The sequence below is a fragment of the Marinobacter sp. MBR-99 genome, assembly GCF_040547575.1.
GTDB lineage: Bacteria > Pseudomonadota > Gammaproteobacteria > Pseudomonadales > Oleiphilaceae > Marinobacter.
In genome coordinates this window covers 42,399-63,753 of sequence record NZ_JBEPPY010000026.1, presented here as the reverse complement: position 1 = coordinate 63,753, position 21,355 = coordinate 42,399, and the positions used below count along the sequence as shown (strand labels likewise).

At 55.6% G+C, this 21,355-nt stretch carries 23 protein-coding genes; 7 read left to right on the top strand and 16 right to left on the bottom strand.

Annotated elements, in window-relative coordinates; translation table 11 throughout:
- Positions 1-68: 68 nt before the first annotated feature.
- Positions 69-551: a YajQ family cyclic di-GMP-binding protein gene (locus ABIE59_RS18375; protein ID WP_354449136.1), complete on the bottom strand. Its 483-nt coding sequence runs from the start codon at positions 549-551 to the stop codon at positions 69-71.
- Between the two features lie 137 nt (positions 552-688).
- Between ABIE59_RS18375 and ABIE59_RS18370 the strand changes: the two genes are divergently transcribed.
- Positions 689-1,660: a response regulator gene (locus ABIE59_RS18370; RefSeq protein WP_058092390.1), complete on the top strand. Its 972-nt coding sequence runs from the start codon at positions 689-691 to the stop codon at positions 1,658-1,660.
- A 317-nt stretch (positions 1,661-1,977) separates the two neighbouring features.
- On the opposite strand, the gene ABIE59_RS18365 is transcribed toward ABIE59_RS18370, so the two are convergent.
- The 7 genes from ABIE59_RS18365 to ABIE59_RS18335 form a co-directional block, all read right to left on the bottom strand.
- Complete coding sequence (locus ABIE59_RS18365; protein ID WP_354449134.1) at positions 1,978-3,009, bottom strand: AraC family transcriptional regulator; 1,032 nt, start codon at positions 3,007-3,009, stop codon at positions 1,978-1,980.
- Between the two features lie 287 nt (positions 3,010-3,296).
- The gene (locus ABIE59_RS18360; RefSeq protein ID WP_354449132.1) at positions 3,297-4,508 is read right to left on the bottom strand and encodes an argininosuccinate synthase; all 1,212 of its coding nucleotides are present in this window, start codon (positions 4,506-4,508) and stop codon (positions 3,297-3,299) included.
- 75 nt (positions 4,509-4,583) lie between these two features.
- Positions 4,584-5,351 carry a substrate-binding periplasmic protein gene (locus ABIE59_RS18355; RefSeq protein WP_354449130.1) on the bottom strand — a complete coding sequence of 256 codons (768 nt, stop codon included), beginning with the start codon at positions 5,349-5,351 and terminating at the stop codon, positions 4,584-4,586.
- Positions 5,352-5,370: 19 nt separating this feature from the next.
- Entirely contained in the window at positions 5,371-5,769 is a 399-nt protein-coding gene (gene fliS, locus ABIE59_RS18350; protein WP_354449128.1) for a flagellar export chaperone FliS, read from the bottom strand.
- A 54-nt stretch (positions 5,770-5,823) separates the two neighbouring features.
- On the bottom strand, positions 5,824-7,230 hold the full coding sequence (gene fliD, locus ABIE59_RS18345) for a flagellar filament capping protein FliD (protein ID WP_354449126.1): 1,407 nt from the start codon (positions 7,228-7,230) through the stop codon (positions 5,824-5,826).
- A 200-nt stretch (positions 7,231-7,430) separates the two neighbouring features.
- Positions 7,431-7,865, bottom strand: coding sequence for a flagellar protein FlaG (locus tag ABIE59_RS18340; protein ID WP_354449124.1), 435 nt, complete (start codon positions 7,863-7,865; stop codon positions 7,431-7,433).
- Between the two features lie 80 nt (positions 7,866-7,945).
- Positions 7,946-8,791, bottom strand: a complete 846-nt coding sequence (locus ABIE59_RS18335) for a flagellin domain-containing protein (RefSeq protein WP_354449122.1) — start codon at positions 8,789-8,791, stop codon at positions 7,946-7,948.
- 409 nt (positions 8,792-9,200) lie between these two features.
- Here ABIE59_RS18335 and ABIE59_RS18330 point away from each other — a divergent pair, with 409 nt between their 5' ends.
- On the top strand, positions 9,201-10,340 hold the full coding sequence (locus tag ABIE59_RS18330; RefSeq protein WP_354449120.1) for a flagellin: 1,140 nt from the start codon (positions 9,201-9,203) through the stop codon (positions 10,338-10,340).
- A gap of 108 nt (positions 10,341-10,448) precedes the next feature.
- On the opposite strand, the gene ABIE59_RS18325 is transcribed toward ABIE59_RS18330, so the two are convergent.
- The 5 genes from ABIE59_RS18325 to ABIE59_RS18305 form a co-directional block, all read right to left on the bottom strand.
- Entirely contained in the window at positions 10,449-10,703 is a 255-nt protein-coding gene (locus ABIE59_RS18325) for a BrnA antitoxin family protein (protein ID WP_354449118.1), read from the bottom strand.
- Positions 10,687-10,824: a BrnT family toxin gene (locus ABIE59_RS18320; RefSeq protein ID WP_354449116.1), complete on the bottom strand. Its 138-nt coding sequence runs from the start codon at positions 10,822-10,824 to the stop codon at positions 10,687-10,689. The genes ABIE59_RS18325 and ABIE59_RS18320 overlap by 17 nt, the downstream gene beginning before the upstream one ends.
- A 100-nt stretch (positions 10,825-10,924) precedes the next feature.
- Positions 10,925-11,332 carry a type II toxin-antitoxin system HicB family antitoxin gene (locus tag ABIE59_RS18315; RefSeq protein ID WP_354449114.1) on the bottom strand — a complete coding sequence of 136 codons (408 nt, stop codon included), beginning with the start codon at positions 11,330-11,332 and terminating at the stop codon, positions 10,925-10,927.
- Complete coding sequence (locus ABIE59_RS18310) at positions 11,272-11,538, bottom strand: type II toxin-antitoxin system HicA family toxin (RefSeq protein WP_354449112.1); 267 nt, start codon at positions 11,536-11,538, stop codon at positions 11,272-11,274. The genes ABIE59_RS18315 and ABIE59_RS18310 overlap by 61 nt, the downstream gene beginning before the upstream one ends.
- Positions 11,539-11,668: 130 nt before the next feature.
- On the bottom strand, positions 11,669-13,069 hold the full coding sequence (locus ABIE59_RS18305) for a plasmid pRiA4b ORF-3 family protein (protein WP_354449110.1): 1,401 nt from the start codon (positions 13,067-13,069) through the stop codon (positions 11,669-11,671).
- A gap of 167 nt (positions 13,070-13,236) precedes the next feature.
- On the opposite strand from ABIE59_RS18305, the gene ABIE59_RS18300 reads away from it, so the two are divergent.
- The 3 genes from ABIE59_RS18300 to ABIE59_RS18290 all read left to right on the top strand — a co-directional run bounded on the left by ABIE59_RS18300 (position 13,237) and on the right by ABIE59_RS18290 (position 15,996).
- Positions 13,237-13,470: a DUF2281 domain-containing protein gene (locus tag ABIE59_RS18300; protein WP_354449108.1), complete on the top strand. Its 234-nt coding sequence runs from the start codon at positions 13,237-13,239 to the stop codon at positions 13,468-13,470.
- Positions 13,467-13,814 carry a type II toxin-antitoxin system PemK/MazF family toxin gene (locus ABIE59_RS18295; protein WP_354449106.1) on the top strand — a complete coding sequence of 116 codons (348 nt, stop codon included), beginning with the start codon at positions 13,467-13,469 and terminating at the stop codon, positions 13,812-13,814. Before ABIE59_RS18300 ends, ABIE59_RS18295 begins: the two co-directional genes overlap by 4 nt.
- Positions 13,815-13,992: 178 nt before the next feature.
- Complete coding sequence (locus ABIE59_RS18290) at positions 13,993-15,996, top strand: tetratricopeptide repeat protein (RefSeq protein ID WP_354449104.1); 2,004 nt, start codon at positions 13,993-13,995, stop codon at positions 15,994-15,996.
- Positions 15,997-16,241: 245 nt separating this feature from the next.
- On the opposite strand, the gene ABIE59_RS18285 is transcribed toward ABIE59_RS18290, so the two are convergent.
- The 3 genes from ABIE59_RS18285 to ABIE59_RS18275 all read right to left on the bottom strand — a co-directional run bounded on the left by ABIE59_RS18285 (position 16,242) and on the right by ABIE59_RS18275 (position 18,977).
- Positions 16,242-16,457, bottom strand: a complete 216-nt coding sequence (locus ABIE59_RS18285) for a hypothetical protein (protein WP_354449102.1) — start codon at positions 16,455-16,457, stop codon at positions 16,242-16,244.
- Between the two features lie 131 nt (positions 16,458-16,588).
- Positions 16,589-18,037 carry an exodeoxyribonuclease I gene (gene sbcB / locus ABIE59_RS18280; protein WP_354449100.1) on the bottom strand — a complete coding sequence of 483 codons (1,449 nt, stop codon included), beginning with the start codon at positions 18,035-18,037 and terminating at the stop codon, positions 16,589-16,591.
- A gap of 46 nt (positions 18,038-18,083) precedes the next feature.
- Complete coding sequence (locus ABIE59_RS18275; protein WP_354449098.1) at positions 18,084-18,977, bottom strand: DUF6160 family protein; 894 nt, start codon at positions 18,975-18,977, stop codon at positions 18,084-18,086.
- A 370-nt stretch (positions 18,978-19,347) separates the two neighbouring features.
- Here ABIE59_RS18275 and ABIE59_RS18270 point away from each other — a divergent pair, with 370 nt between their 5' ends.
- Together ABIE59_RS18270 and ABIE59_RS18265 are read left to right on the top strand one after the other, a co-directional pair.
- A complete protein-coding gene (locus tag ABIE59_RS18270) occupies positions 19,348-20,376 on the top strand; it encodes a response regulator (protein ID WP_354449096.1) in 1,029 nt (342 codons plus the stop codon).
- Between the two features lie 2 nt (positions 20,377-20,378).
- Complete coding sequence (locus ABIE59_RS18265; protein ID WP_354449094.1) at positions 20,379-21,335, top strand: GGDEF domain-containing protein; 957 nt, start codon at positions 20,379-20,381, stop codon at positions 21,333-21,335.
- Positions 21,336-21,355: the final 20 nt, after the last annotated feature.

Below are 21,355 nucleotides of genomic sequence, written 5' to 3'. Positions count from 1 at the left end.
AGCAGGTTGCGGATGATAAGCTAAACTCCTTAGTGCAACGGTCGGGACCTACCCCCGGGCCTGGGTGATCAATCACGGAAGTTATTAAACTGCAGCGGAATATCCAGCTCCGCCTCGCGCAGCATGGCAATGACTTCTTGCAGGTCGTCCCGTTTCTTGCCGGTTACCCGCACCTTGTCGCCTTGAATGCTGGCCTGAACCTTCATTTTCTGGTCTTTGATCATCTTCACGATCTTCTTGGCCATATCGGTTTCGATACCCTGCTTCAGGGAAAAATGCTGTTTCACCAGCTTGCCGGCCTTGCTCTCACCGTCTTCCGCCAGGGCCCGGGCGTCAATGTTGCGTTTGGCGAAGGCCATGCGCAGCAGATCAATCAGTTGCTCCAGCTGGAATTCCTGCTCGGCGCTGACGGTAATGCGCTTGTCTTCCAGCTCGATATCCGCCTGCACGTTTTTGAAGTCCCAGCGGTTACCCAGATCACGCTTGGCCTGATCCACCGCGTTGGTGACTTCGTGCATTTCAATTTCTGAAACAATGTCAAAAGAAGGCATGGTCGTTATTCTCCAAAGGCCACACGGGGGTATACTGTGGCGACATTAAAAATACCGGATGTTCCGAAACCGCCAAAGCATACCAAGAGCCGCGGCGAACCGCATCTGACAATGGACTGGTAAGAAGTAGACAAACGATGCCAAACCTGGACCTACCCATACTCGTAGTAGACGACGCCAAATTCAGCAGTATGGTGGTCGGCCGCACCCTGCGAAATGCCGGTTACCGCGATATACGCATTGCCAACAACGCGCCAGACGCCCTGAAGCTGATGGAACAGCGGCAGGTCAGCGTGCTGATTGCCGACTGGCTGATGCCTGAAATGGACGGGCTGCAACTGACTGACCACGTGCGCCAGCAGGATGAGCAGGACAACCACTACACCTACGTGATCCTGCTGACCGCCCGTGAAAGCGTGGAAGCACTGTCGGAAGCTTTCGACCGGGGCGTGGATGATTTTATCTACAAGTCAGACATGACCAAGCAGCTGATCCCCCGAATCTTTGCCGCCGACCGAATGGCCGACCGCCAGAACACCTTGCTGCGGGCCAACGCACTGCTGGTCGAAAACAACCGGGAGCTGGAATCGACCAACATCATCGACCTGGAAACCGGCCTGTGCAACAGCAAGTATGCCCGCCAGCGCCTGCAGAAAACCTTGCGGCACGCGGAATCCCGAGGCGGTTCCACCTCCTACGTGATGTGCGGCATTCGAAACTGGCAAGACCTGAAACGCAAGCACCCACCCAGCGTGATGAGCGAACTGGCCACCGGCATCGCCCGCCGCCTGAGTACCCTGATTCGCCCCATAGACGCCCTGTGCCGCGTAGGCGACAACCAGTTTGCCATCGTCTCCTACTTCCCGAACAGCGACCACTGCTCCACCACCGCGTTCCGGCGAATTTTTGATGGTATCAACCACAAAGCCCTGAAAACCACCGCCGGCTTTATCTCGGTGGAAGCCGGCATGGTGCTATGCCGCGCCGACGCCCAGGACGGCACGCCCTCGGTACAGGATATGGAACGGGCCGCGGTACAAGGCCTGGTAGACGCCTACGAAACCCGCCGCTTTACCGAAACCAAACCCGAGATACGGGAAGGTGTGTAGCCCTCACAAACGGTAACAACGGGACACAGATCACAAACAGACAGGAAGAGCGCGAGGGCTTATTCTGAAACCGTGGAATCAAGCAGTATCCGCCCATGGCGGAGGAGCCGAGTAGTAACTCCGCCGTATTATGGGCCCTGACTCCACAGGATTAACGAATTTTTCAGGCACTTTCGTTCTTTCCGAAGTATTTTCGAGCCAGCTCTTGTGAGCTGGCTTTTTTATTGGGTCTGTTTCAGGGGTCTGTCCCCGAACGGGGACTGACCCACTTTTGCCCGTCCTTGCACCAAAACTCGAACCCATGGGTCCAAAATGGGTCAGTCCCCGTTCGGGGACAGACCCTTACGATAATCCCCAGGCGTCTTCCCAGCAGCCGCCTTAAACTTCCGATGAAACGACGTGGTCTCGCTATACCCCAACCTCAGCGCAATATCGGGAATACTCATCTCGGTATTGCGTAGATAATCCTCTGCCATCTGCTGGCGCACATCATCCAGTAGCTTCTGGTAGGAAACGCCTTCCTGGCTCAACTTGCGCTGCAGGGTGCGGCTGGTCATGCCCAGGTCTTCGGCGATCATGTCTTGCCGAGTCACGCCGCTGGCCAGCTGCTTCTGGATACCCTGCTTCACTCTGGAGGTCAGGTCGGTGTCCGTATCCAGCAGCGCAAGCTGGGATAGCGCATGGGCTTCAAGGGTCTTGCGCAGCAACGGGTCTGGTTGGCGGAGGCGGGTGGCCAGTAGATCCTGAGGCATGGTCACCACATTCTCCGGCGCTTCGAACTCAACCGGGCAGCCCCAGCGCTCCTGATAAGCGTTCTCATAGTCAGGGCCCGGCGAGGAGCGTTTCAGGGCAACCCGAATCGGCGAGGCCTCATCGCTATCCGCCAGCCAGCGTGCGTAGTTGATCCAGGAGGCGAACACGTTATCCACCACCTGGGGCCACACCACCGGATCGGTAAAATTACAGGTCCACACCAGCGATACTTCATCGCCCTTCATCCGCAGGCCAGTGGTGCCCATGTCTCCCACCAGCTTCTCATAGGGCGCAATTCGGGTGACTGCCTCGCCCAGGGTGGCGCAGCTCATAGTGATATAGCCGAGCACACTGTAGGAACCAGGCTGCACGAAATCGCCGGTTTCCAGGCCAAGAATGGGATTGTTGGATGCTTCGGCCAGCAGGCGAATAAACGTCTGAAGCTGCTCGCCCGTCAGGCGGCCGTCATCGGTATCAAGGATATTCGGCTCAAGGCCGGCTTTGCTGAACAGCTCTGAGGTGCTGATGCCCTTGGCATCGGCATAGCGAACGTATTGGCGCAGGGCGGCGACAGAGGCGGTTCCGAGAGGGGTCATGGTGACTGCTTTGGTTGTTGGTTTTATGCAGCGAGTATAACCGAAAATAGGCAGGGCTGGGGTGTTGTAAGGGTCTGTCCCCGAACGGGGACTGACCCATTTTGGAACCAATGGGTTCGAGTTTTGGGGCAAGGACGGGCAAAGGTGGGTCAGTCCCCCAAGGGTCTGTCCCCGCATGGGGACTGACCCATTTTGGAACCAATGGGCTCTAGTTTGGTGGCAAGGACGGGCAAAGGTGGGTCAGTCCCCGTTCGGGGACAGACCCTGAGGACAGACCTCTGCAGACCCTACAGCTTCCTGCCTTTTCCAGCGGCGATCCGCAACCGCAGCGCGTTCAGCTTGATGAAGCCTTCGGCGTCTTTCTGATCATACGCACCCTGGTCTTCTTCAAAGGTGGCGATCTTTTCGTCGAACAGGGAGTCGTCAGACTTCCGGCCAACTACATCCACATTACCCTTGTACAGCTTCAGGCGAACGGTGCCATTCACGTAAATTTGGGTCTGGTCGATCAGTGCCTGCAGAGCCTCACGCTCCGGAGACCACCAGTAGCCGTTGTAGATCACTTCGGCGTAGCGGGGCATCAGGCTGTCTTTCAGGTGGGCCACTTCGCGGTCCAGGGTGATGGACTCGATGGCGCGATGGGCGCGCAGCATGATGGTGCCGCCCGGGGTTTCGTAGCAGCCACGGGATTTCATGCCCACGTAGCGGTTCTCTACGATGTCGAGGCGGCCTATACCGTTGGCACCAGCTACCTTGTTCAGGGTTTCCAGCACTTCGTGGGGCTTCATTTCCTGGCCATCAACGGCAACAATGTCGCCCTTCTTGTAGGTCAGCTCCACGTAAGTCGGCTTGTCTGGCGCGGCTTCTGGAGACACGCTCCAACGCCACATATCTTCCTCGGCTTCCGCCCAGGGATCTTCCAGGTTCATGCCTTCGTAGGAAATGTGCAGCAGGTTGGCATCCATGGAGTATGGGCTCTTGCCCTTCTTCATTTCCACCGGAATGTTGCGTTCTTCGCAGTACTGCAGCAGCTTCTCGCGGGAGTTCAGATCCCACTCACGCCAGGGGGCAATAACTTTAACTCCCGGCTTCAGCGCGTAGGCGCCCAGCTCGAAACGTACCTGATCGTTGCCCTTCCCGGTCGCGCCGTGGGAAATCGCATCAGCGCCGGTTTCGTTGGCAATGTCGATCAAACGCTTGGCAATCAGCGGGCGGGCAATGGAGGTACCCAGCAGGTACTCGCCCTCATAGATGGTATTGGCGCGGAACATCGGGAACACGTAGTCGCGCACAAACTCTTCGCGCAGGTCTTCAATGTAGATTTCCTTGACGCCCAACGCTTCAGCCTTGGCGCGCGCCGGCTCAACTTCCTCGCCTTGGCCGATGTCGGCGGTGAAGGTCACCACCTCGCAGTTATAGGTATCCTGCAACCACCGAACGATCACGGAAGTATCCAGGCCACCGGAATAAGCCAGCACCACCTTTTTGATATCAGACATGCCCTTGCTCCAGACTGAACAGAATGGATGTATTGAAAAGAAGCTGCGTATTGTACGGGAGTGCGGGGGGAATGGCTATTGGGCGGAAGAAGTCTGGAAAATGCGCTCCAGCTCGCCATTTTCACGCATGTGTTGCAGCGCTTCTTTGAACAGACGAGCGTGCTCCGGGTTGCCGCTACTGGGCGACATGTACAGCCGGGCTTTTTGGCCTTTTACATGTTCCTGCAGACGGAACTCTTCCTCGGGAAAGTCGTAAGCATCTATCGTCGTCGCGATGTTGTGATCACTTGCCAGCACTGCGGAAATCCGACCCAGCAACACCATATCGATGGCTTGGCGGATATTATAAACCGGCACTTTCAGCACCGCCTCATCAGCCTTAAACGCCTCACCCAGATAGGTACCCCGCACATAGCCGACCCGCTTGCTGGCAAGGCCCTCCAGGGTGAGAGGAAAATCAGTGTCACGCATGGCCATCAGCATCAAATTAAGCTGAAGCACGGTATCAACAGGAATAGTGTTCTCATCCAGGTCTGGGCTTTGAAACAGAAAGGCAAATTCCGCACGCCCTCTCGTAACGTCCAGGATAACCCGCCGCAAGGGCAGCAACTGCGCACGGATAGCCACACCGGACAGCTCCGATAACCGATCGGTCAGCTCGATCAGACTACCCTGTAAATGACCGTTATCGTCCTGAAATCCCCAGGGCCAAACATCAGGAATGGCAAAAAGGGCTGCGGTGTCAGCTGAGCTGCCCCGGCCCGATGGAACCGCTTCGTCACCGGCCTTGGCATGGGTGACAACAACAAGCAGGGCCAGAATAAGGCCCCGTAACAATACCATAAACTTAACCAACTCCGGCTCAGACCGCCTGCTGCTGGCTAACCACCTCGTCGCGAATGCCATCCCAGCCGTCTTTCACAGAGCGCAGCAGGTTCAGCACTTCATCCAGCTTGGCAACGTCATTCTTGGCACTGGCTTCCAGCAAGGTGCGTTCCATGTAGTCGTACAGGGCTTCGAGACGCGTAGCCAGCTCCCCGCCTTTTTCGAAATCCAGGAACGAACGCAAACCACCAAGAATTTCAATAGCCTTGTTAAGCAACTGAGCCTTGCCCGCGTAATCCTTGGCTTGCATTTTCGCCTTCGCCATGTTGATCCGCTCAATCGCCCCGTTATACAGCAACTGAATCAGCTTGTGCGGGTCCGCATCGGTGATGCTGGTTTGAGTATTGATACGTTGGTACGCTTGTAAACCGTTCATAAATTACCTCGTGTAACCGAAATACCAGCATGCTGCTAGTTGGCAATACAACCTTTACTGACCACTCGGCGGCCGCGGTGCAATCGCCGCCAACTGTTGGGTGATGTAATCTCCGGTGCTCTGAATCTGCGCAATCAGCGAATCCGCAGCAGAGAACTGTTTCACCAAACGCTCTTCATAGGCCGCAATTCTCATATCCAGGCGATCGCGCTGATCCTGAATATCCCTCAAAGCCCGATTCAGACCCTCAGTCCTGCTGGAAAGCGCACCATCGCTAGCGAGAAATCCGGTAACCGTATCGACCATGCGCTCTGCAATACCACTAGTGGTATCGGTTTCAGCGAACAGTGCTGTCATGGCCTGGGGGTTTGCCTCCAGCTGCTCTTTAAATTTTGCAGAATCGAACTCCAACTTACCGGTACTAGGCTGAGTCTTGATGCCTACATCACCCAACATGCGAATGGGAGAGTCTTCAAGACCTTCCGGAATCGTTGTAATCAAACCGCGAAGCTGGCTCTGGATGCTGCGAACAGTTGAGTCTCCAGTCAGCACTCCACCCTTGCCAGAATCGGCATCAAAGCGGGAAAGCCGGTTAATCTCATCCTGCAAGGCATTGAACTTATCAACAAACTCCTGCACCCGACCTGCAACCGCATCAGGATCCTGAGCAATCTTGACCGTAGACGTGCCGGTGGCGAACAAGTCAAAGGTTACACCATCCACCACTCCATCGACGGTATTGCTGGAGCGTATTACCTCAATACCGTTAATTTCCAGGCGCGCATCCTTCGCAGCCACCGTCTCCGTCATATTGGACGTTACACCATCAAAGGCGAACTGAGACAGGCCGGTATTGTCCGTGTTATTGCCATCATCATCCGTTACGGAGATCTGAATCGCGTTATCAAGACCAGACTCATCCGCCGACAAAACAAGGCGAAAGCCGGAACCTGTGTCCACAACACCAGCCGACACTCCGGCATTCGAATCGTTAATCGCTTTCGCCAGACCATCCAGTGTGTTGTTGGTTTCATCAACGGTAATGGCCGTTTCCACCCCGCCCACGTTAAAGGTCAAGGTTCCACTGCCCACCTGGGTGCTATTTCGATCAGCAAAGGTGCCAGACGCCAGCGATTGCGCCTGCGCAAGTTCCTTTACATCCAGACTGTAAGAACCACGGCTCACTTTGGATGGGTCTGCAGTAACGCCGGCAACGCTCTCATTAGAAGAAGACGCGGTAAAGGCACGAAGCCCCTCAGGTTTGCTTAGAGCCTCCATGGGCGAACGCAGCGCTTCAATCGCACTCCGGATTCGGCCAAAGGCAGAAATCTTGGCCTCGGCTTGCGACTGCTTTTGATCCAGCCGAAGCTTTGCCGGGGCACGCTCTGCCTGAACGAGCTGGTTGAGCAGGTCATTGGTAAAAATACCAGACCCCACACCCAACGATGATATACCTGCCATAAGCGCCTCCTGAAAGGCTGATTAACTAACCGCTAAACCGTTTATCGGCTGAAAGCGGCAAAACTTTGCCCTAAACGGCAAAATCTCTGTAAAAAAATGTAACCCTGAAAACCATAAGCGCAAACACCGCCGGACCCAACTCAGGGTGCGGCGGTGCTGAACAGCCATTGCTTGCGCAGCAAGCCCGACCAAACAAAAAATCAGACTTTCACGCTAAACAACGTCAGCGGTTCGTCCTGCTGCAATTTTTCTGCCAACCTCAACGCCACTTCATCAGGAATCTGGCGGATAACCTCCTGGGTTTGTTGATCGACCACACGAACGATGGTCTGGCCCAAGTCGTTATCAATCTCGAACTGCAAATCCCGCTGAACGTTCTGTGCGTAGTCGTTCAGCCTTGAAACTGCATCGTCCAGAGACTCCCGTTGCTCGGCTGCCTGCTCCTTCAGTCTAGCAGAAGCAGAGGCGGCTTGAACCGCCGAAGCATTTGCAACGGATGCCGGCTTACCTGATGGAGAAGCTTGAGCGGAGACATTGCTGCCTTCGTTCCGAGGTGACGCGGTAGCCCGAGCCGGAGCCTGCTCACTGGAGCGTACCAGCTTCAAGTCCGGGCTGTTCAGGTTCACGTCATTCATAGCTTTACCTCGCTATCCTCTAACGGCGGTAAACCGGCCTTCCTTGTATGAGAGACCGGTTACTCACCGTGCTATCCCTGTTACTGCAGGAGGGACAGAACCTGGTTAGGACGAGCATTCGCCTGAGCCAGAACGGAAATGCCGGCCTGCTGGAGAACGTTAGACTTGGCCAGTTTTGCGGTCTCGGCGGCGAAGTCGGCGTCGAGGATTCGGCTGTTGGAGGCGCTCAGGTTCTCAATACTGCTGCTAAGATTTGCAATGGTAGACTCAAACCTGTTCTGTTTTGCACCCAGCTCGGCGCGGAATTCATTTACACTTGTCAGGGCCGCATCCAAAGTACCTAATGCCGTAGTAGCAGCTGAGCCGTCAGTACCAGTAACATCTACCGAAACGGTGGTTGCATCAGACGCCAGACTAAGCCCTACCGCAGTCATGTCAGAACTCAAATCAATCGCAATAACTTCGCTGGCGTTCGCACCTACCTGAAAATCAGTAGATCCTAAACTTCCATCCAACACGTTAAGACCATTAAATGTCGTCTGGTCTGCAATTCGTTGAATCTCAAATACTCGCTCATCAACCTCGGCCTGAATTGCACCTCTATCTGTCTCACTGTTCGTTCCGTTCGCTGCTTGAACAGCCAGTTCCCGAATACGCTGAAGGTTATTGGTAATCTCATCCAAGGCACCCTCTGCAGTTTGCGCCAGAGAGATGCCGTCGTTAGCGTTCCGCTGGGCAACAGTAAGGCCGCGAATTTGGGCGTCAAAGCGAGTGGAAATAGCAAGACCCGCCGCATCGTCTTTGGCTGAGTTGATTCGCAGGCCTGAGGACAAGCGCTGCAACGCCTCGTTACTGAGACTCTGAGATTTACCCAGTTGGTTTTGAGCGCTGATTGAAGCTACGTTAGTATTAATACCGAGAGCCATAATGCTTCCCCTTCGACAGATGTCGTTATTTCATGGAAAAGGTCTGGCGCCCGTTTCTGAGTTGGTAGCGCCGCCCTGTTATTCCACTTAACGGCACCACATTGCGATGCTTTAGGAAAAATTCAGCCAATTTTGTAAAGTAATGTAAAAGATCAATCGACCCCCTCAAGATGCTCAAAAAAGCGGCAAAGCGATTCCGCTCAGAATTGGCAGATTACCGTCACCACAATCAGCACCCCCGCCAACCAGAATAAGAACACCGTTTAATTTCAAATACCTAAAACAAATAACCGCATATTGGCACGCCCTTCGCTTATGCCTTCGCACAACGGCAACATAACGAATTTCTGCCGGTGGAGATGCAAGTTGAAACATCTTTACCCGGCACTTCTGAGCAGGGAGAATCGATATGCCTCAGGTCATAAACACTAACATTGCCTCGCTGAACGCACAGCGTAACTTGAATTCATCACAGGGCCAGGCCAACGTGGCTCTGCAGCGGCTGTCTTCTGGCTTACGCATCAACTCGGCCAAAGACGATGCGGCGGGCCTGGCGATTTCCACACGGTTTGAGTCCCAGATTTCCGGTCTGAATGTGGCTCAGCGGAACGCTAACGACGGCATCTCCCTGGCTCAAACCACTGAAGGCGCACTCAACGAAGTGGTTTCCAACCTTCAGCGTATTCGTGAACTGTCAATCCAGTCTGCTAACGCGACCAACAGCGAATCAGATCGCGAAGCGCTGGATGCTGAAGTGCAGCAACGTATCGCTGAAATCAGCCGAATTTCGAATCAAACCAACTTTAACGGTTTGAAAGTGCTTGATGGTAGCTTTGGCATTGCCTCTTTCCAGGTAGGAGCCAACTCTGGCGATACCATCAGCGTTAACCTGACGGAAGGCACCCGGGCAAGTGACATTGGGGCGATTGCAACTGCCAATGCACTGAATGTTGATTTTGACGATGGAGATAACACCGTCGTCGACGGCGACACCCTTACAGTGACAGTGGGTGATGGAGATCCTCAAACCATTACCTTTACCGGAAACGAAGAAAGCATCTCCGATGTGGTCGAGACCATCAACAGCCAACTCAAAGGCGCATCTGCTATCATCAATGCTGACGGTGACGGCATTGAGTTAAAGTCAGACCAAGCACTCAGTGGCATCGCCTTTAACACAACGAACACTGACACCGCACTGACTCTTGATGAGACCGAAGCAGCCTTGGCAGACAGCCTCGAGAACGTTTCCGTGGCCACCGTTAACGGAGCCAACGACGCCATCTGGCGTGTCGATGCAGCCCTGACAACCATTAACTCGATCCGAAGCGAACTCGGCGCCATTCAAAACCGCTTCGAATCCACCATCGCCAACCTGAGCACCACCTCAGAAAACCTCTCGGCCTCCAACAGCCGAATCCGCGATGCCGACTTCGCCGCAGAAACCGCCGAACTGGCCCGCACCCAGGTGCTCCAGCAGGCTGGCCTCTCCGTACTGGCCCAGGCCAACGCAAGGCCCCAGCAGGTGCTCCAGCTACTACAGGGCTAAGCTCTCGCACCACAACCAAAACGGCCGGGCTATTCACCCGGCCGTTTTACTTTTGGGGTCAGACCCCAAGACATTTCACCACTTCAAATGTACTTTCGTTCCCGACATTCATCGCCGATTAACCTGACTCTCCATATATTGTCTGAGCAATTTGTTAATCCGGGTTTGATAACCTTTCCCCTGGGCCTTGAACCAGGCCAACACATCCTCATCTATCCGAAGCGTGACAGGCTGCTTGGCTGGCACTCGCAGTTCGGCCCTCTCGAAGAATGCATCATCCAGCTCTGGTATATCGCCGGTATCGATTTGCTCGTCGCTTTGTTCCGCCATTCGCTGCCAGTCTGTTTTAGATGTTCTGTTCATAGAGCCTCACCTCCCGACGGGTAGCTTTTCGAGCCGAAATAATCCGGACAGCATCCACGAAATCGATACCGTGCTTGCGGATGTTCCGGGCATTCTTTGCCTCATCCCACTCAAAGCCCATCGCACATCCTTGTATTTACATCTGTATGCACAAAGTACCGCATTTGGGGTCAGACCCCAAAACATTTCGCTGGCCCAAATGTACTTGATTGGCAACTCGCTCAATAACGCTCCTCGCCCACCACAAACCGCTCAACCGCAAGCTGCACAGCCTCATTCAACCCAAGCCCTTCACCGGCTGCTTTCATTGCCAGCTTCTTGTGTAGCTCTCTGCCAATTCGGATATTGAACGAACCTTTGAACGGCTTATTCGGTTCGATCCCCATCGCTGCGCAATCGGCCAGATACTCATCCACCGAAACCCGGAACTCTTCCTCAAGCGTGCGCAGGTTTTCAGCTTCATATGTGACGAGGTCGTTTATAAACAGGAGCTTGCCGTAAAGCACCCCCCTGTCCAGATCATGCTCGATTGAGCCAACCTGCCCCTTATGTTTCAAGATATTTGAATTCATACCAGCCCCCAGGCTTTCAGTGTCTGCACCACATCCCGAATCATCAATGGGCCGCAAACTTTCTCCGGATGCGGCCTGTGCAACCGAATCATCAAACCACGCTCGCCGGAGTCAGCCTGCAAGTAAAATCGCACCCGCGAACCACTGCCTTGGACTTCTTCAAATCCCAAACTGAGCAAATATCTACGCAACTCAGTCCACGCAATGTCCTTAGGCGTGGGCTTTCTGAGCAGCCTGGCCCTGAACTTGTCCTTATTAACCATTGGATCATCCTGATCAACACATGCAACTATATTACGGTTGCAAAAGTTTGATCGCAACCCTAATGTGAGAATTCGGGGTCAGACCCCAAGACATTTCACTGGTCCAAATGTACGGGGGTCAGACCCCAACCTAAGCCTTAGCAAACAGCCCCTCGAACAAAGCCGTTCTCCGTAGCCGTTGCTCACCCTCCCCGCAAAACGGGGCTCGCTCAGGATTCAAGTCGATGAACCCCAACAGTCGGAACAGGCGAATTACCCTGGAGTCCAGCGCCCAGCGGGTTTGCTGTTCTTCGCTGGCATACGGCCGCGGGTGCGCCGAAAGGGGCAATTGGGGGAAGGCTGTGAGCATGTCGTCTATGTAGGCCTCAACCGGCAACCAGTCGCCGCCTTTCTCTGCCAGCAGCCACAAGAAGAAAGGGCCGACGGTTTGTATATCTTCCAGCCCGTCGTAATGGTCCACCCAGGCCCAGTTGAATTCAGAGAACGTGGCGGCCAGCATGTCCTGGTAAAGGGTTAGCCAGCCTTTGGTGTCGAGGCGTTTGGCGGCGGATTTCTTCAGTAGCAGGCGACCTTTTTCCTTTCGGGTGTAACCGGCCAATTCCAGGAGTACACGAGTGAGCTGCACCCCAAGAATGTCCTCCTCGGAACGCACAGAACCGTAACCGGCAAACGGCACCACAACCTCCTCGCCGGCGGCCTCAATCATGGCCTTCACCTGCTGGAGCGGCAGGTTTCCTTTGCCGGTCAGGCGAATGCCTTTCTCGCCCAGCTCGTTCACCAGCACTTTCGCCATTTGCAGGATGGGGGCCGTATCCAGTTCCTGGTCTACCGCTTTTGCATTGATCAGCGGCTTGAACACAGACGGGCAATGCAGCGGGCTCTGGAGGAGCTCATGCATCTGACCTGGACTTAAGCCGCAAAAATCAACAGGCGGCAGAGCATCAACGTCGCTCTCCGCGAACAGAGCATCCCGCTCTGGAAGCAACTGATTGATCTCCTCCAGGTTCACAAACTCAGGATCAAACACCCCGCCCCACCATTCCATCACACCCTCATGCTCTGGGTGTAAGGGATCAAACATTGCGTTCAAAAACTCATAGTAACCGTGAACGCCACCCACATCTTCCGGCGGGCACTGGCGCACAGCCTTTATACAACGGGGAAGTTGCCCGTCATCGCTTGCGGGCAGAATCTTCTCTAGCCTTACCTGGTGCTCCCAACTGTCGCCAAAATCATACTCATACCTGATGGCCTGACCTTCCCGCTTCAGAACACTGCCCACCAGCAAGCGGGTTTCATCCCGAAAGCCCATCATGTCATCCTCATCCTCCGCCGGGCCGCCAATCAACCGACCATCAGATGCCTGAAACAGATGCAGATGCGACGCCCGCCACCCCATGGCGATCTGAATAATCCTGTGTAAATCCTGAAACGTCGCCTCCGGCGAAATCAGCAACCTCCTCCAGATGGGCGGCCTGATCGCAGATAGCGTGACCTTGACCTGATAAACACCCGTACCCTGCGAACCCATAACCACTCCTATTTTTGGGGTCTATTTTTGGGGTCAGACCCCAAGACATTTCGAGGCTGCAAATGTTTTGGGGTCTGACCCCAAATTCCACACCTTACCTGACCACCTAGCCCAAGTTATGATAACTTTCACCTTGCACATTCCTGAAAACGCATGAGGTAATAGCTATGCAACTTGACGAGCTAATCAGCATGGTCAGCCGCTTGCCGCCGGCGAGACAACAGGAAGTCATCGATTTTGCGGCCTTTCTTGAACAGCGATACGCTGCAAAGAACAATCAACAACAAACCGACTGGTCTGAGGAAGACTTCAAGGCCATGAGTGCAAAGCAAGCAATGCGGGGCTTAGAGGATGAGCCAGAACTCTATTCAAACGAAGATATTCAGGAGCACTGGCAGTGAAGCAGGCTGGCGATATCGCTTTGATGCCATTTCCATTCACCAACCTGATCAACGCTAAAAAGCGGCCTGTCCTGCTTTTACGAAAATTGGACAATAGTCACGACGACTGGCTGGTCTGCATGATCTCCTCCCAGTTACACCAGTTCAACCCAGATCTCGACTGGAAACTCGACAACACCCATCCGGAATTCGGTGAGTCTGGCCTGAAAACCTCCAGCGTCTTCCGACTGTCAAGAATAGCGGTACTCGATGGATCGCTATTACTGGGCAAGCTCGGCACTCTACCCGACACCAGACTGCAAAACCTCAAGCGCCGCCTGGCAGCCTGGATCACCGAATCCTGAATAACGATTTGGGGTCAGACCCCAAGACATTTCGAGGCTGCAAATGTATTGGGGTCTGACCCCAAATTCATACACCAAACTGGCACACCTTTCGCAACACCTCCCTCAAAGCACGGCAAACCGTCAAAAAACTGCAGACCTTTGCCGCATCGAATCATGGCTGGTAACGAGGTGTTCCATGCACGTACAACATCACAACGCTCATCTTTCCCGCTCTGTTCAGGCTCAGGTGGCGCGGTTGGTTTTGCAGGCGAACCTGGCGTATGGGGAGTCCAACAGTAACGGGCTTTCCTATGTGCAGCGGTTGAAGGCGCGGCATGAATGCCGGGAGTATCTGGACCAGGCGTTGGCTATGGAGCCGGAGAACGCGGCAGCCCTTGGGCTGTTGGGCCGGGTGGAGATGGACGATGGCCAGCTGGAGAAAGCTCACACTCTGTTCAATGCCAGCCTGAACAGCCAGCCGGGGCAGGCGCAGCAGTATTGCAACCTGGGGTATTGGGCCCTGAAGAGCGAGCGCCCGGCCCTGGCTGAGGAATACTTCCTGCGGGCGTTGGAATGCGACCGGCAATCCGCCGCCGCTTTCTGTGGTGTTGCCCACGCCAAGCGCCTGCAAGGGCAATTCGATGTGGCCTACCTGCATTACCGCAAACTGCTGCAAACCGGCTCCCAGTGGGATTCGGTGTATTCCGGCATGCTTACCTGCGCGCAGCATCTGCAGATTCACAAGGCGGACACCGACCTGGCGCAAGATGCCATCGCCCTGCTCCGCAAAGACGGCCTGCCGCACCAGGAAATCGGCCGGTTTGTCGGCGCCATCATTCAGCAGCAGTACGATCTTGATAACCCGAATGCCGGGGTGTTTCTGGATGCTGCCGCTGAAGACGAACTGCTGATTCTGGCCCTGCAGAAAACCCTGATGCCCAACGCCGCCGTGGAAGAACTGGTGGTGATGCTGCGCCGGGCGATCATGGCGGAAGTGGCGCAAACCGCCAGCCTGCGGGATGAACTGCAGCCCCTGTGCCTGGCCATTGCCGAATACGCAGACCGCACCGGTTACGCCCTGGCCGCGGAAGACGATGAAGAGCGCCTGGCGGCCACGATTAACGACAGCATTGTGGCGCAATTCGCCGTGCGCGAACCGCAAGAAGCCCTGATTGGCTCGCTGATGATCAGCGCCATGTACGGTGCCCTGTTCCATCAAAGCTTTGCCATGCAGCTGGGGCAATGGAACCTGGTGGACTGGCCCCTGGCCATGCAGCCGATGATGGCCGCCAGCTATTACAGCCGCGCCGAAGAAGAAGCCATCAAACAGAATTTTGACGAAAAAGCGGAAGAGCTCTGCCTGGCCAAAACCGACGTGCCACAGGCCTGGCCAGCGTGGAGCCAGCTGGCCTACCGCACCGAAACCAGCCTGAAAGCCGTGATGGCCCAGGAACTTGGACTGAATACAGACAACCTGCCCGCCACCCTGCGCATTCTGGTGTGCGGCGCCCAGTCCGGCCAACGTGCCATGGAACTGGCGCAATACCTTAACGATGTCGAAGTGATCGCGGTAGACGAATCCCTGGCCAACATCGCCAAGGCCACCCGCATGGCGCAAACCCTGAACATGGACAACATCGTGTTCTGGCCCTGGTCCATCGCCCAACGCTTCGTGGCCGATGGCCATCAGGTCCATTGGGTGGAAGTGGGCCGCCTGCCATCACCGGCCATGACCGAGCTTTCCCTGGCAGCGCTCATCAATAGCGCCTCCATCAGTGGTGCCGTCGTTCACATGCACACCAGCATGGCCGAGCAAACCGCCGGCGACAAACAGATCCGCCGACTGATTGCGGAGCACCAGCTGCAACCCTCCCGCACCAGCCTGCGCCAGCTTCGCCGTATGGTACTGGCCAACAAGCAAGACGCGGTGTGGGCCAACCTGCTGAAAGACGACGACTTCTACAGCCTCGGCGGCTGCCGCGACCGCTGGTTCCGCCCACAAGACGCCGCCCAGCTCAAAGAACTGCTGGCGCTGGTCAGTAACGAAGTGGAATGGAAACTGGTCAAAGCCCGGGACGAAGACGGCCACAGCCTGGCCACCGCTCCGGTACAACGCCAAATCCAGGCCGAGGCCCTGGGCAGCGAAGTGCAAAGCCTCATGGGCCAGAACCTCAGCGTCTACTTCCAACGCCGCAGATAAACGTTGGGGTCAGACCCCCGGACATTTGGCCGCATCAAATGTCTTGGGGTCTGACCCCAATTTCAACGCTGCAGGATTGCAATCACTCGATCAACCAGTCGGCCCACAGCCTCATCACTCAGGCAGGCGACTTCTTTGAGCAGAATAGATTCGTTGGCGGTGAACAACTTACCGGGCCGGGCAAAGCTCTGGCGATGGAGGGTACCTCTGGCTGCTGATATCCGAGAAGGGAAACCGAATCAGAACTACACTTCCTTTTTTAAATGCTCCCACGCTTTTTCTTCCTCATCCTTGAGCCAATCCTCCGCCAGCGCTGATTCTGCAGCAGCCAGCACCTCATCCTGAGGCTCCACCTCATCCAGCAAGGTAATCAAAACCCGGCGGGCGCCCTTGATAGAGACCTTCTCTAACCACTCAATATGGCCCTTCTCATTGATAACCGCTTCAACTGTATGTAACACCTTAAGCCTCCTTATTGGACGGCGTTTGTTCAATTATAACCCAATTCAGCAACAATCCCGGATTCCTCGAATTTGGGGTCAGACCCCCGGACATTTGGCAGCATCAAATGTCTTGGGGTCTGACCCCAATTTTACATGTAGGGGATGAGGGATTCGCCGTAGAGGTGGAGGTCTTCGAGGATTTGCTGGTTCTTGGGCGTGAGCTCGGGGTCGGCGGCGAGTTTTTGCAGGATGCGGCCGTACTCTTCCAGTGAGCGCCAGCCCTTTTTGGGATGCATCAGGCGTTGGCTGCGAAATTCTTCCCAGCGTTCCATTTCTTCGCCGCTGAGGGTGCCGGGGTAATTGCGAGCGCGGTAGCGGAACAGCATGTCTGGCAGGCGTGCGTCTTCAAAATTCACATCCTGCTCGCCCAGGGTATCTGCCGGCTGGGTCAGCAACCAGTTCAGTTTCTCCCGGTCGGTTTTGCTGATGAAGCCGCCAGCGTAGAGCTGTTCGTCCGGGTCGGTCAGATCGCTGCCGGCGAAATCCTGCTCGAAGGCTTGAGCGATGCGGCCTGGCAGGTCTGGCGCTTGCCGCAGTTTGGCCAGGTTGGCGCGCAGCACGTCGCCATCCAGCTCCAGTTCCGCCAGCCGTTCCGGCGACAGGGTTGACAGCATGTTAGCCGGGGCCAGCACCGGGCACTTATTCAGTTGCACACCTTTCAAAGGGAAACGGCTAACGCCCTCACCCAGCTCCGCCTGTGACGTAAATACCCGCTCACGAATCTGCTCCACGGTGGCGTTGATCAGTTCAGCGGGGTCTTCCCGCAAGTCGTACACAATCACCTGGTTCTTGTTGCTCAGGCTTTCCGCCACCGGCGCCACCAGGGCGCAGCACCCGCGGGTGGCCGGGTACTTGGCGGAAATGTGGAACACCGGTTTCATGGCGGCGGTGTCCAGCATTTGCCGGGCGGAGTGCTTGTCTTTGTTGTTCAGAACGAAATCAAACAGCTTGGGCTGCTTTTCTTTGATCAGTTTGGCCACGGCGACGGTGGCCAGCACGTCAGACATCGCATCGTGGGCAGCCTCGTGGGCAATGCCGTTAGCCACCGTCAATTCTTCCAGCTTGAAGCTGGGGCTGCCGTCTTCTTTCTTCGGCCAGTTGATGCCTTCCGGGCGCAGGGCGTAGGTCAGTCGCACCATGTCGATGATGTCCCAGCGGGAGTTACCGTTCTGCCATTCCCGGGCGTAAGGATCACGCAGGTTTCGGTACAGGGTGTGGCGGGTGACTTCGTCATCAAAACGCAGGCTGTTGTAGCCCACGGCGCAGGTGCCGGGCTGGCTGAAGGCTTCGTTGATCTGGGCGATGAATTCCGCCTCCGGAAAGCCATCCTCCAGCGCCTTCTGCGGGGTGATGCCGGTAATCAAACAGGCTTCTGGGGAAGGCAGGTAATCGTCTGTCGGCTTGCAGAAGATCACCAATGGATCTTCGATCACGTTCAGATCGGCATCGGTGCGTACGCCGGCGAACTGGGAAGGGCGGTCATGAACCGGGTCCACGCCGAAGGTTTCGTAATCGTGCCAGTAGAAAGAACGGATCAAGGGAGCACTCCTGCCAAACGGATCAATGGCAGGAGTCTACCAAAATTCAAAACAACTTCGCCCCCATATCCACCTGATGAGTCCGCAACCGGTCTACACCCTCACCGGTCAACTGGCTCAAGTCCACCGTCATATTGGTGGGCAGATTAATAAACACCCCCTTACCCACGCTGATGGTGTTGGCGCCATCCAGGCTTTGCCAGTCAACATTCTCATCACGCTGGAACCCGATGAAGAAGCCATCGGTGAAGGCTACCTCGCCCTCCGCCGCACCTTCGTCACCTACAATGATGGAGCGCAGGTTGGTGAGCGGCGCGCAGTTCACCCCAGAAACACAGGACAACGGCTCATCGCCATTGGGCACAATACCAATGTGGGATGCGCGGTAATTCGTAGCTGTTTCACCCTCACCGGCAAACAATGCAGTATCGTAAATGGTGCCAGACTCGTCTTCCCGTACCTTCAGGCCGGGCATGGCGCCACTAAAACTGGTGGTATGAGAAGACACCGAACCCCGCGCCTGCTGGAACCCCAAACGGAAGCCCGCCAGGCCCTGAGCATCTTCAGCCAGTTCGATATAAGGCCGCTGGGCCTCAAAGGGAATAACCTCACCTTCATTATAGGTTCGGCCATTGAATACTTCGCCGTCGGCACGGGCGATATGCCCCAGCGCCAGGTGGCTTGCTGAAAAATCGGTGCCGCCATCAATCTGGCCCACCTGAATGTCGTCTACATTTACCCGCGTTTCCACGTCCATACCCAGGGTCATCCGGGTGAAGTCGTGGTTTTCGCCGGCAATGTTTTCTATCTGCATAAAGGCCTGCCCGGTCACCTCGCCCATTGCATCATCTGAAATGGGCTTAAGATCGGCCTGGGCAACGGGCGAAATACCCAGGCAGAACGTGGCAAGGGCAGCGTATCCATACGCTTGCGTCTTCATATTAGTGTCTCTGATTGTTTTTGTGAGTCAGTTTCCGACGCCGACTCATGCCGCCCGCTTATTTTGTTATTTCGGTGCTGGCATACGGCCACGTTATTCTTTGTAACGTTATGTGTCTTTTTGACCGTCACCAGACTATAACGGAGGCCCGCGCGTATATAGAGTGACCAAAATCACATTCACTCATTACGTAGATGTCATTTCCTCGTTAAGCATGATCGCCATCACAGGATTACACTTATCCTCACCTGCCCACAGCACGGAAGAAACAATAACCAGCGCACCGGAAATCAATGATGTAGCCTATAGATACATATCATCCGGCACTGCTATACTGAATCACTTTACCCATGGCACTGATCAACCACCGATGTCTACCCAGATCCTGATTTGCGACGACTCTGCCCTCGCCCGCAAGCAAATGGCCCGGGCACTGCCTGCTGGCCTGGCGGACGACATCCTGTTTGCGACCAACGGCGAAGAGGCCCTGCAAATTCTTCGCGACCACAAGGCCGAGCTTCTGTTTCTGGATCTCAACATGCCAGAAATGGACGGCTATCAGGTACTTGAACATATCCGCAAGGAAGACCTCCCCGTCTTGACCATTGTGGTCTCCGGCGACATTCAGCCCGAAGCCAGGGAGCGTGTTCGTAAACTCGGCGCCATCGACTTCATCAAAAAGCCCACAGACACCGGCCTTGTTACCAGATTGCTCGAGGAGTACGGCTTTTATCGCCCCGGCGAACTGGAAACCGCAGCGCTGAAGGATTCCTCTCTGCGCAGCAGCGTCAGCAAAGCCCGGGAAATCTCCGTCAGCCTGAACGACTACCTGCAGGAGATCGCCAATGTATCCATGGGTCGTTCGTCTGACCTCCTGGCACGGCTACTCAGGGTGTTCGTAAAACAACCGATCCCGAAAGTGGCGTTTATCGCCAATTCCGAACTGCATATGGCCATCTCCGCCGCCCAGCAAGGTGAAGCCTACTCCGCCGTGTGCCAGGGATTTACCGGCGCCGGTCTTGCGGGCGAGGCACTGCTGTTGTTCGAAGACGCCAGCTTTCAGGAAATGGCCGAACTGCTGCATTACGATGTGGTCGAGGGCGAAGCCGTTAACGTGGAAGTGCTGATGGACATGTCCAGCATCCTGTTCGGCGCTTTCCTGAACGGCATTGGCGATCAGCTGGATCTAAAACTTGGCCTGGGCCATCCCAGCGTTCTGGGCCAACATCGCCCCATCAACGAACTGCTGGAACACCACAGCAAGCGGGAAGAACAACTTCTTTGTATTGAAATCAGCTACGCCATCGAAAACCGCGATATTCATTGCGATATGCTGATACTGTTCACCGAAGACTCGGTGCCCTTCCTCGAAAAACGCCTCGAATACCTGGTGGATTGACCATGGCCTTTCAGAACCCCGAAGCAGGCGCCTTTCACTGGCTGGTAGACATGCTCGAATCGGTCGAGGTAGGCCTCGTGGTGCTGGACCTCGATTTCCGCGTGCAGGCCTGGAATGGCTTTATGGAGCATCACAGCGGCATTACCGGCAGCCAGATCCAGAACAAAGTCCTGTTCGACGTGTTTCCGGACATCCCGCAAGCATGGCTTACCCGCAAAGTCGATGCCGTCGCCATGCTCAACACCCGGGCGTTCACCTCCTGGGAGCAGCGCCCCTACCTGTTCAAATTCCGGAACACCCGGCCCATCACCGGCACCGAAGAGTACATGTTCCAGAACCTCACCATCAGCCCGCTAACCGGCACCAACGGTGAAGTCGACAAGATCTGCCTGTTGATATACGACGTCACCGAATTCGCCAGCAGCAAACGGGCCCTGGAACGAGCCAACGAGCAGCTCGCCAAACTAAGCATGACAGACCGCCTGACCGGCCTGCTCAACCGTGGCACCTGGGAAAACCTGGTAGATGCCGAATACGAACGCTATCGCCGCTACGGCCAGGCCACCAGCCTGGTGATGTTCGACATCGACCACTTCAAACCCGTCAACGACAACTACGGCCACCTGGCCGGCGATGAAGTCATCCGTCACACCGCCCAGACCACCCGCAACAACATCCGCCAATCCGACAGCGCCGGCCGCTACGGTGGCGAAGAGTTCGGCATCATCCTGCCGGAAACCGATGCAGAGAATGCCCGCATCATCTGCGAACGCATTCGCGAAAGCATCGAAAAAAGCACCGTGGAAACCAGCGCCGGCAACATCACCTACACCATCAGCATGGGCATCGCCCAACTCACCGAAGAGCCGGAGAACTATATGCAGTGGATGCAGAAGGCGGATGAGGCGCTGTATTCGGCTAAGGAAAGCGGGCGAAATAAGGTGGTTGTTGGGGAGTGATTTTTGGGGTCAGACCCCCG

Coding starts and splice junctions, on each gene's coding strand:
- fliD (WP_354449126.1), bottom strand. CDS start 7,230: ATGGCAGGTATATCATCGTTGGGTGTGGGGTCTGGTATTTTTACCAAT.
- ABIE59_RS18330 (WP_354449120.1), top strand. CDS start 9,201: ATGCCTCAGGTCATAAACACTAACATTGCCTCGCTGAACGCACAGCGT.
- ABIE59_RS18360 (WP_354449132.1), bottom strand. CDS start 4,508: ATGTCTGATATCAAAAAGGTGGTGCTGGCTTATTCCGGTGGCCTGGAT.
- ABIE59_RS18310 (WP_354449112.1), bottom strand. CDS start 11,538: ATGGTTAATAAGGACAAGTTCAGGGCCAGGCTGCTCAGAAAGCCCACG.
- ABIE59_RS18335 (WP_354449122.1), bottom strand. CDS start 8,791: ATGGCTCTCGGTATTAATACTAACGTAGCTTCAATCAGCGCTCAAAAC.
- ABIE59_RS18320 (WP_354449116.1), bottom strand. CDS start 10,824: ATGGGCTTTGAGTGGGATGAGGCAAAGAATGCCCGGAACATCCGCAAG.
- ABIE59_RS18340 (WP_354449124.1), bottom strand. CDS start 7,865: ATGAATGACGTGAACCTGAACAGCCCGGACTTGAAGCTGGTACGCTCC.
- fliS (WP_354449128.1), bottom strand. CDS start 5,769: ATGAACGGTTTACAAGCGTACCAACGTATCAATACTCAAACCAGCATC.
- ABIE59_RS18305 (WP_354449110.1), bottom strand. CDS start 13,069: ATGGGTTCGCAGGGTACGGGTGTTTATCAGGTCAAGGTCACGCTATCT.
- ABIE59_RS18265 (WP_354449094.1), top strand. CDS start 20,379: ATGGCCTTTCAGAACCCCGAAGCAGGCGCCTTTCACTGGCTGGTAGAC.
- ABIE59_RS18300 (WP_354449108.1), top strand. CDS start 13,237: ATGCAACTTGACGAGCTAATCAGCATGGTCAGCCGCTTGCCGCCGGCG.
- ABIE59_RS18275 (WP_354449098.1), bottom strand. CDS start 18,977: ATGAAGACGCAAGCGTATGGATACGCTGCCCTTGCCACGTTCTGCCTG.
- ABIE59_RS18365 (WP_354449134.1), bottom strand. CDS start 3,009: ATGACCCCTCTCGGAACCGCCTCTGTCGCCGCCCTGCGCCAATACGTT.
- ABIE59_RS18375 (WP_354449136.1), bottom strand. CDS start 551: ATGCCTTCTTTTGACATTGTTTCAGAAATTGAAATGCACGAAGTCACC.
- ABIE59_RS18370 (WP_058092390.1), top strand. CDS start 689: ATGCCAAACCTGGACCTACCCATACTCGTAGTAGACGACGCCAAATTC.
- ABIE59_RS18290 (WP_354449104.1), top strand. CDS start 13,993: ATGCACGTACAACATCACAACGCTCATCTTTCCCGCTCTGTTCAGGCT.
- ABIE59_RS18355 (WP_354449130.1), bottom strand. CDS start 5,351: ATGGTATTGTTACGGGGCCTTATTCTGGCCCTGCTTGTTGTTGTCACC.
- ABIE59_RS18270 (WP_354449096.1), top strand. CDS start 19,348: ATGTCTACCCAGATCCTGATTTGCGACGACTCTGCCCTCGCCCGCAAG.
- ABIE59_RS18325 (WP_354449118.1), bottom strand. CDS start 10,703: ATGAACAGAACATCTAAAACAGACTGGCAGCGAATGGCGGAACAAAGC.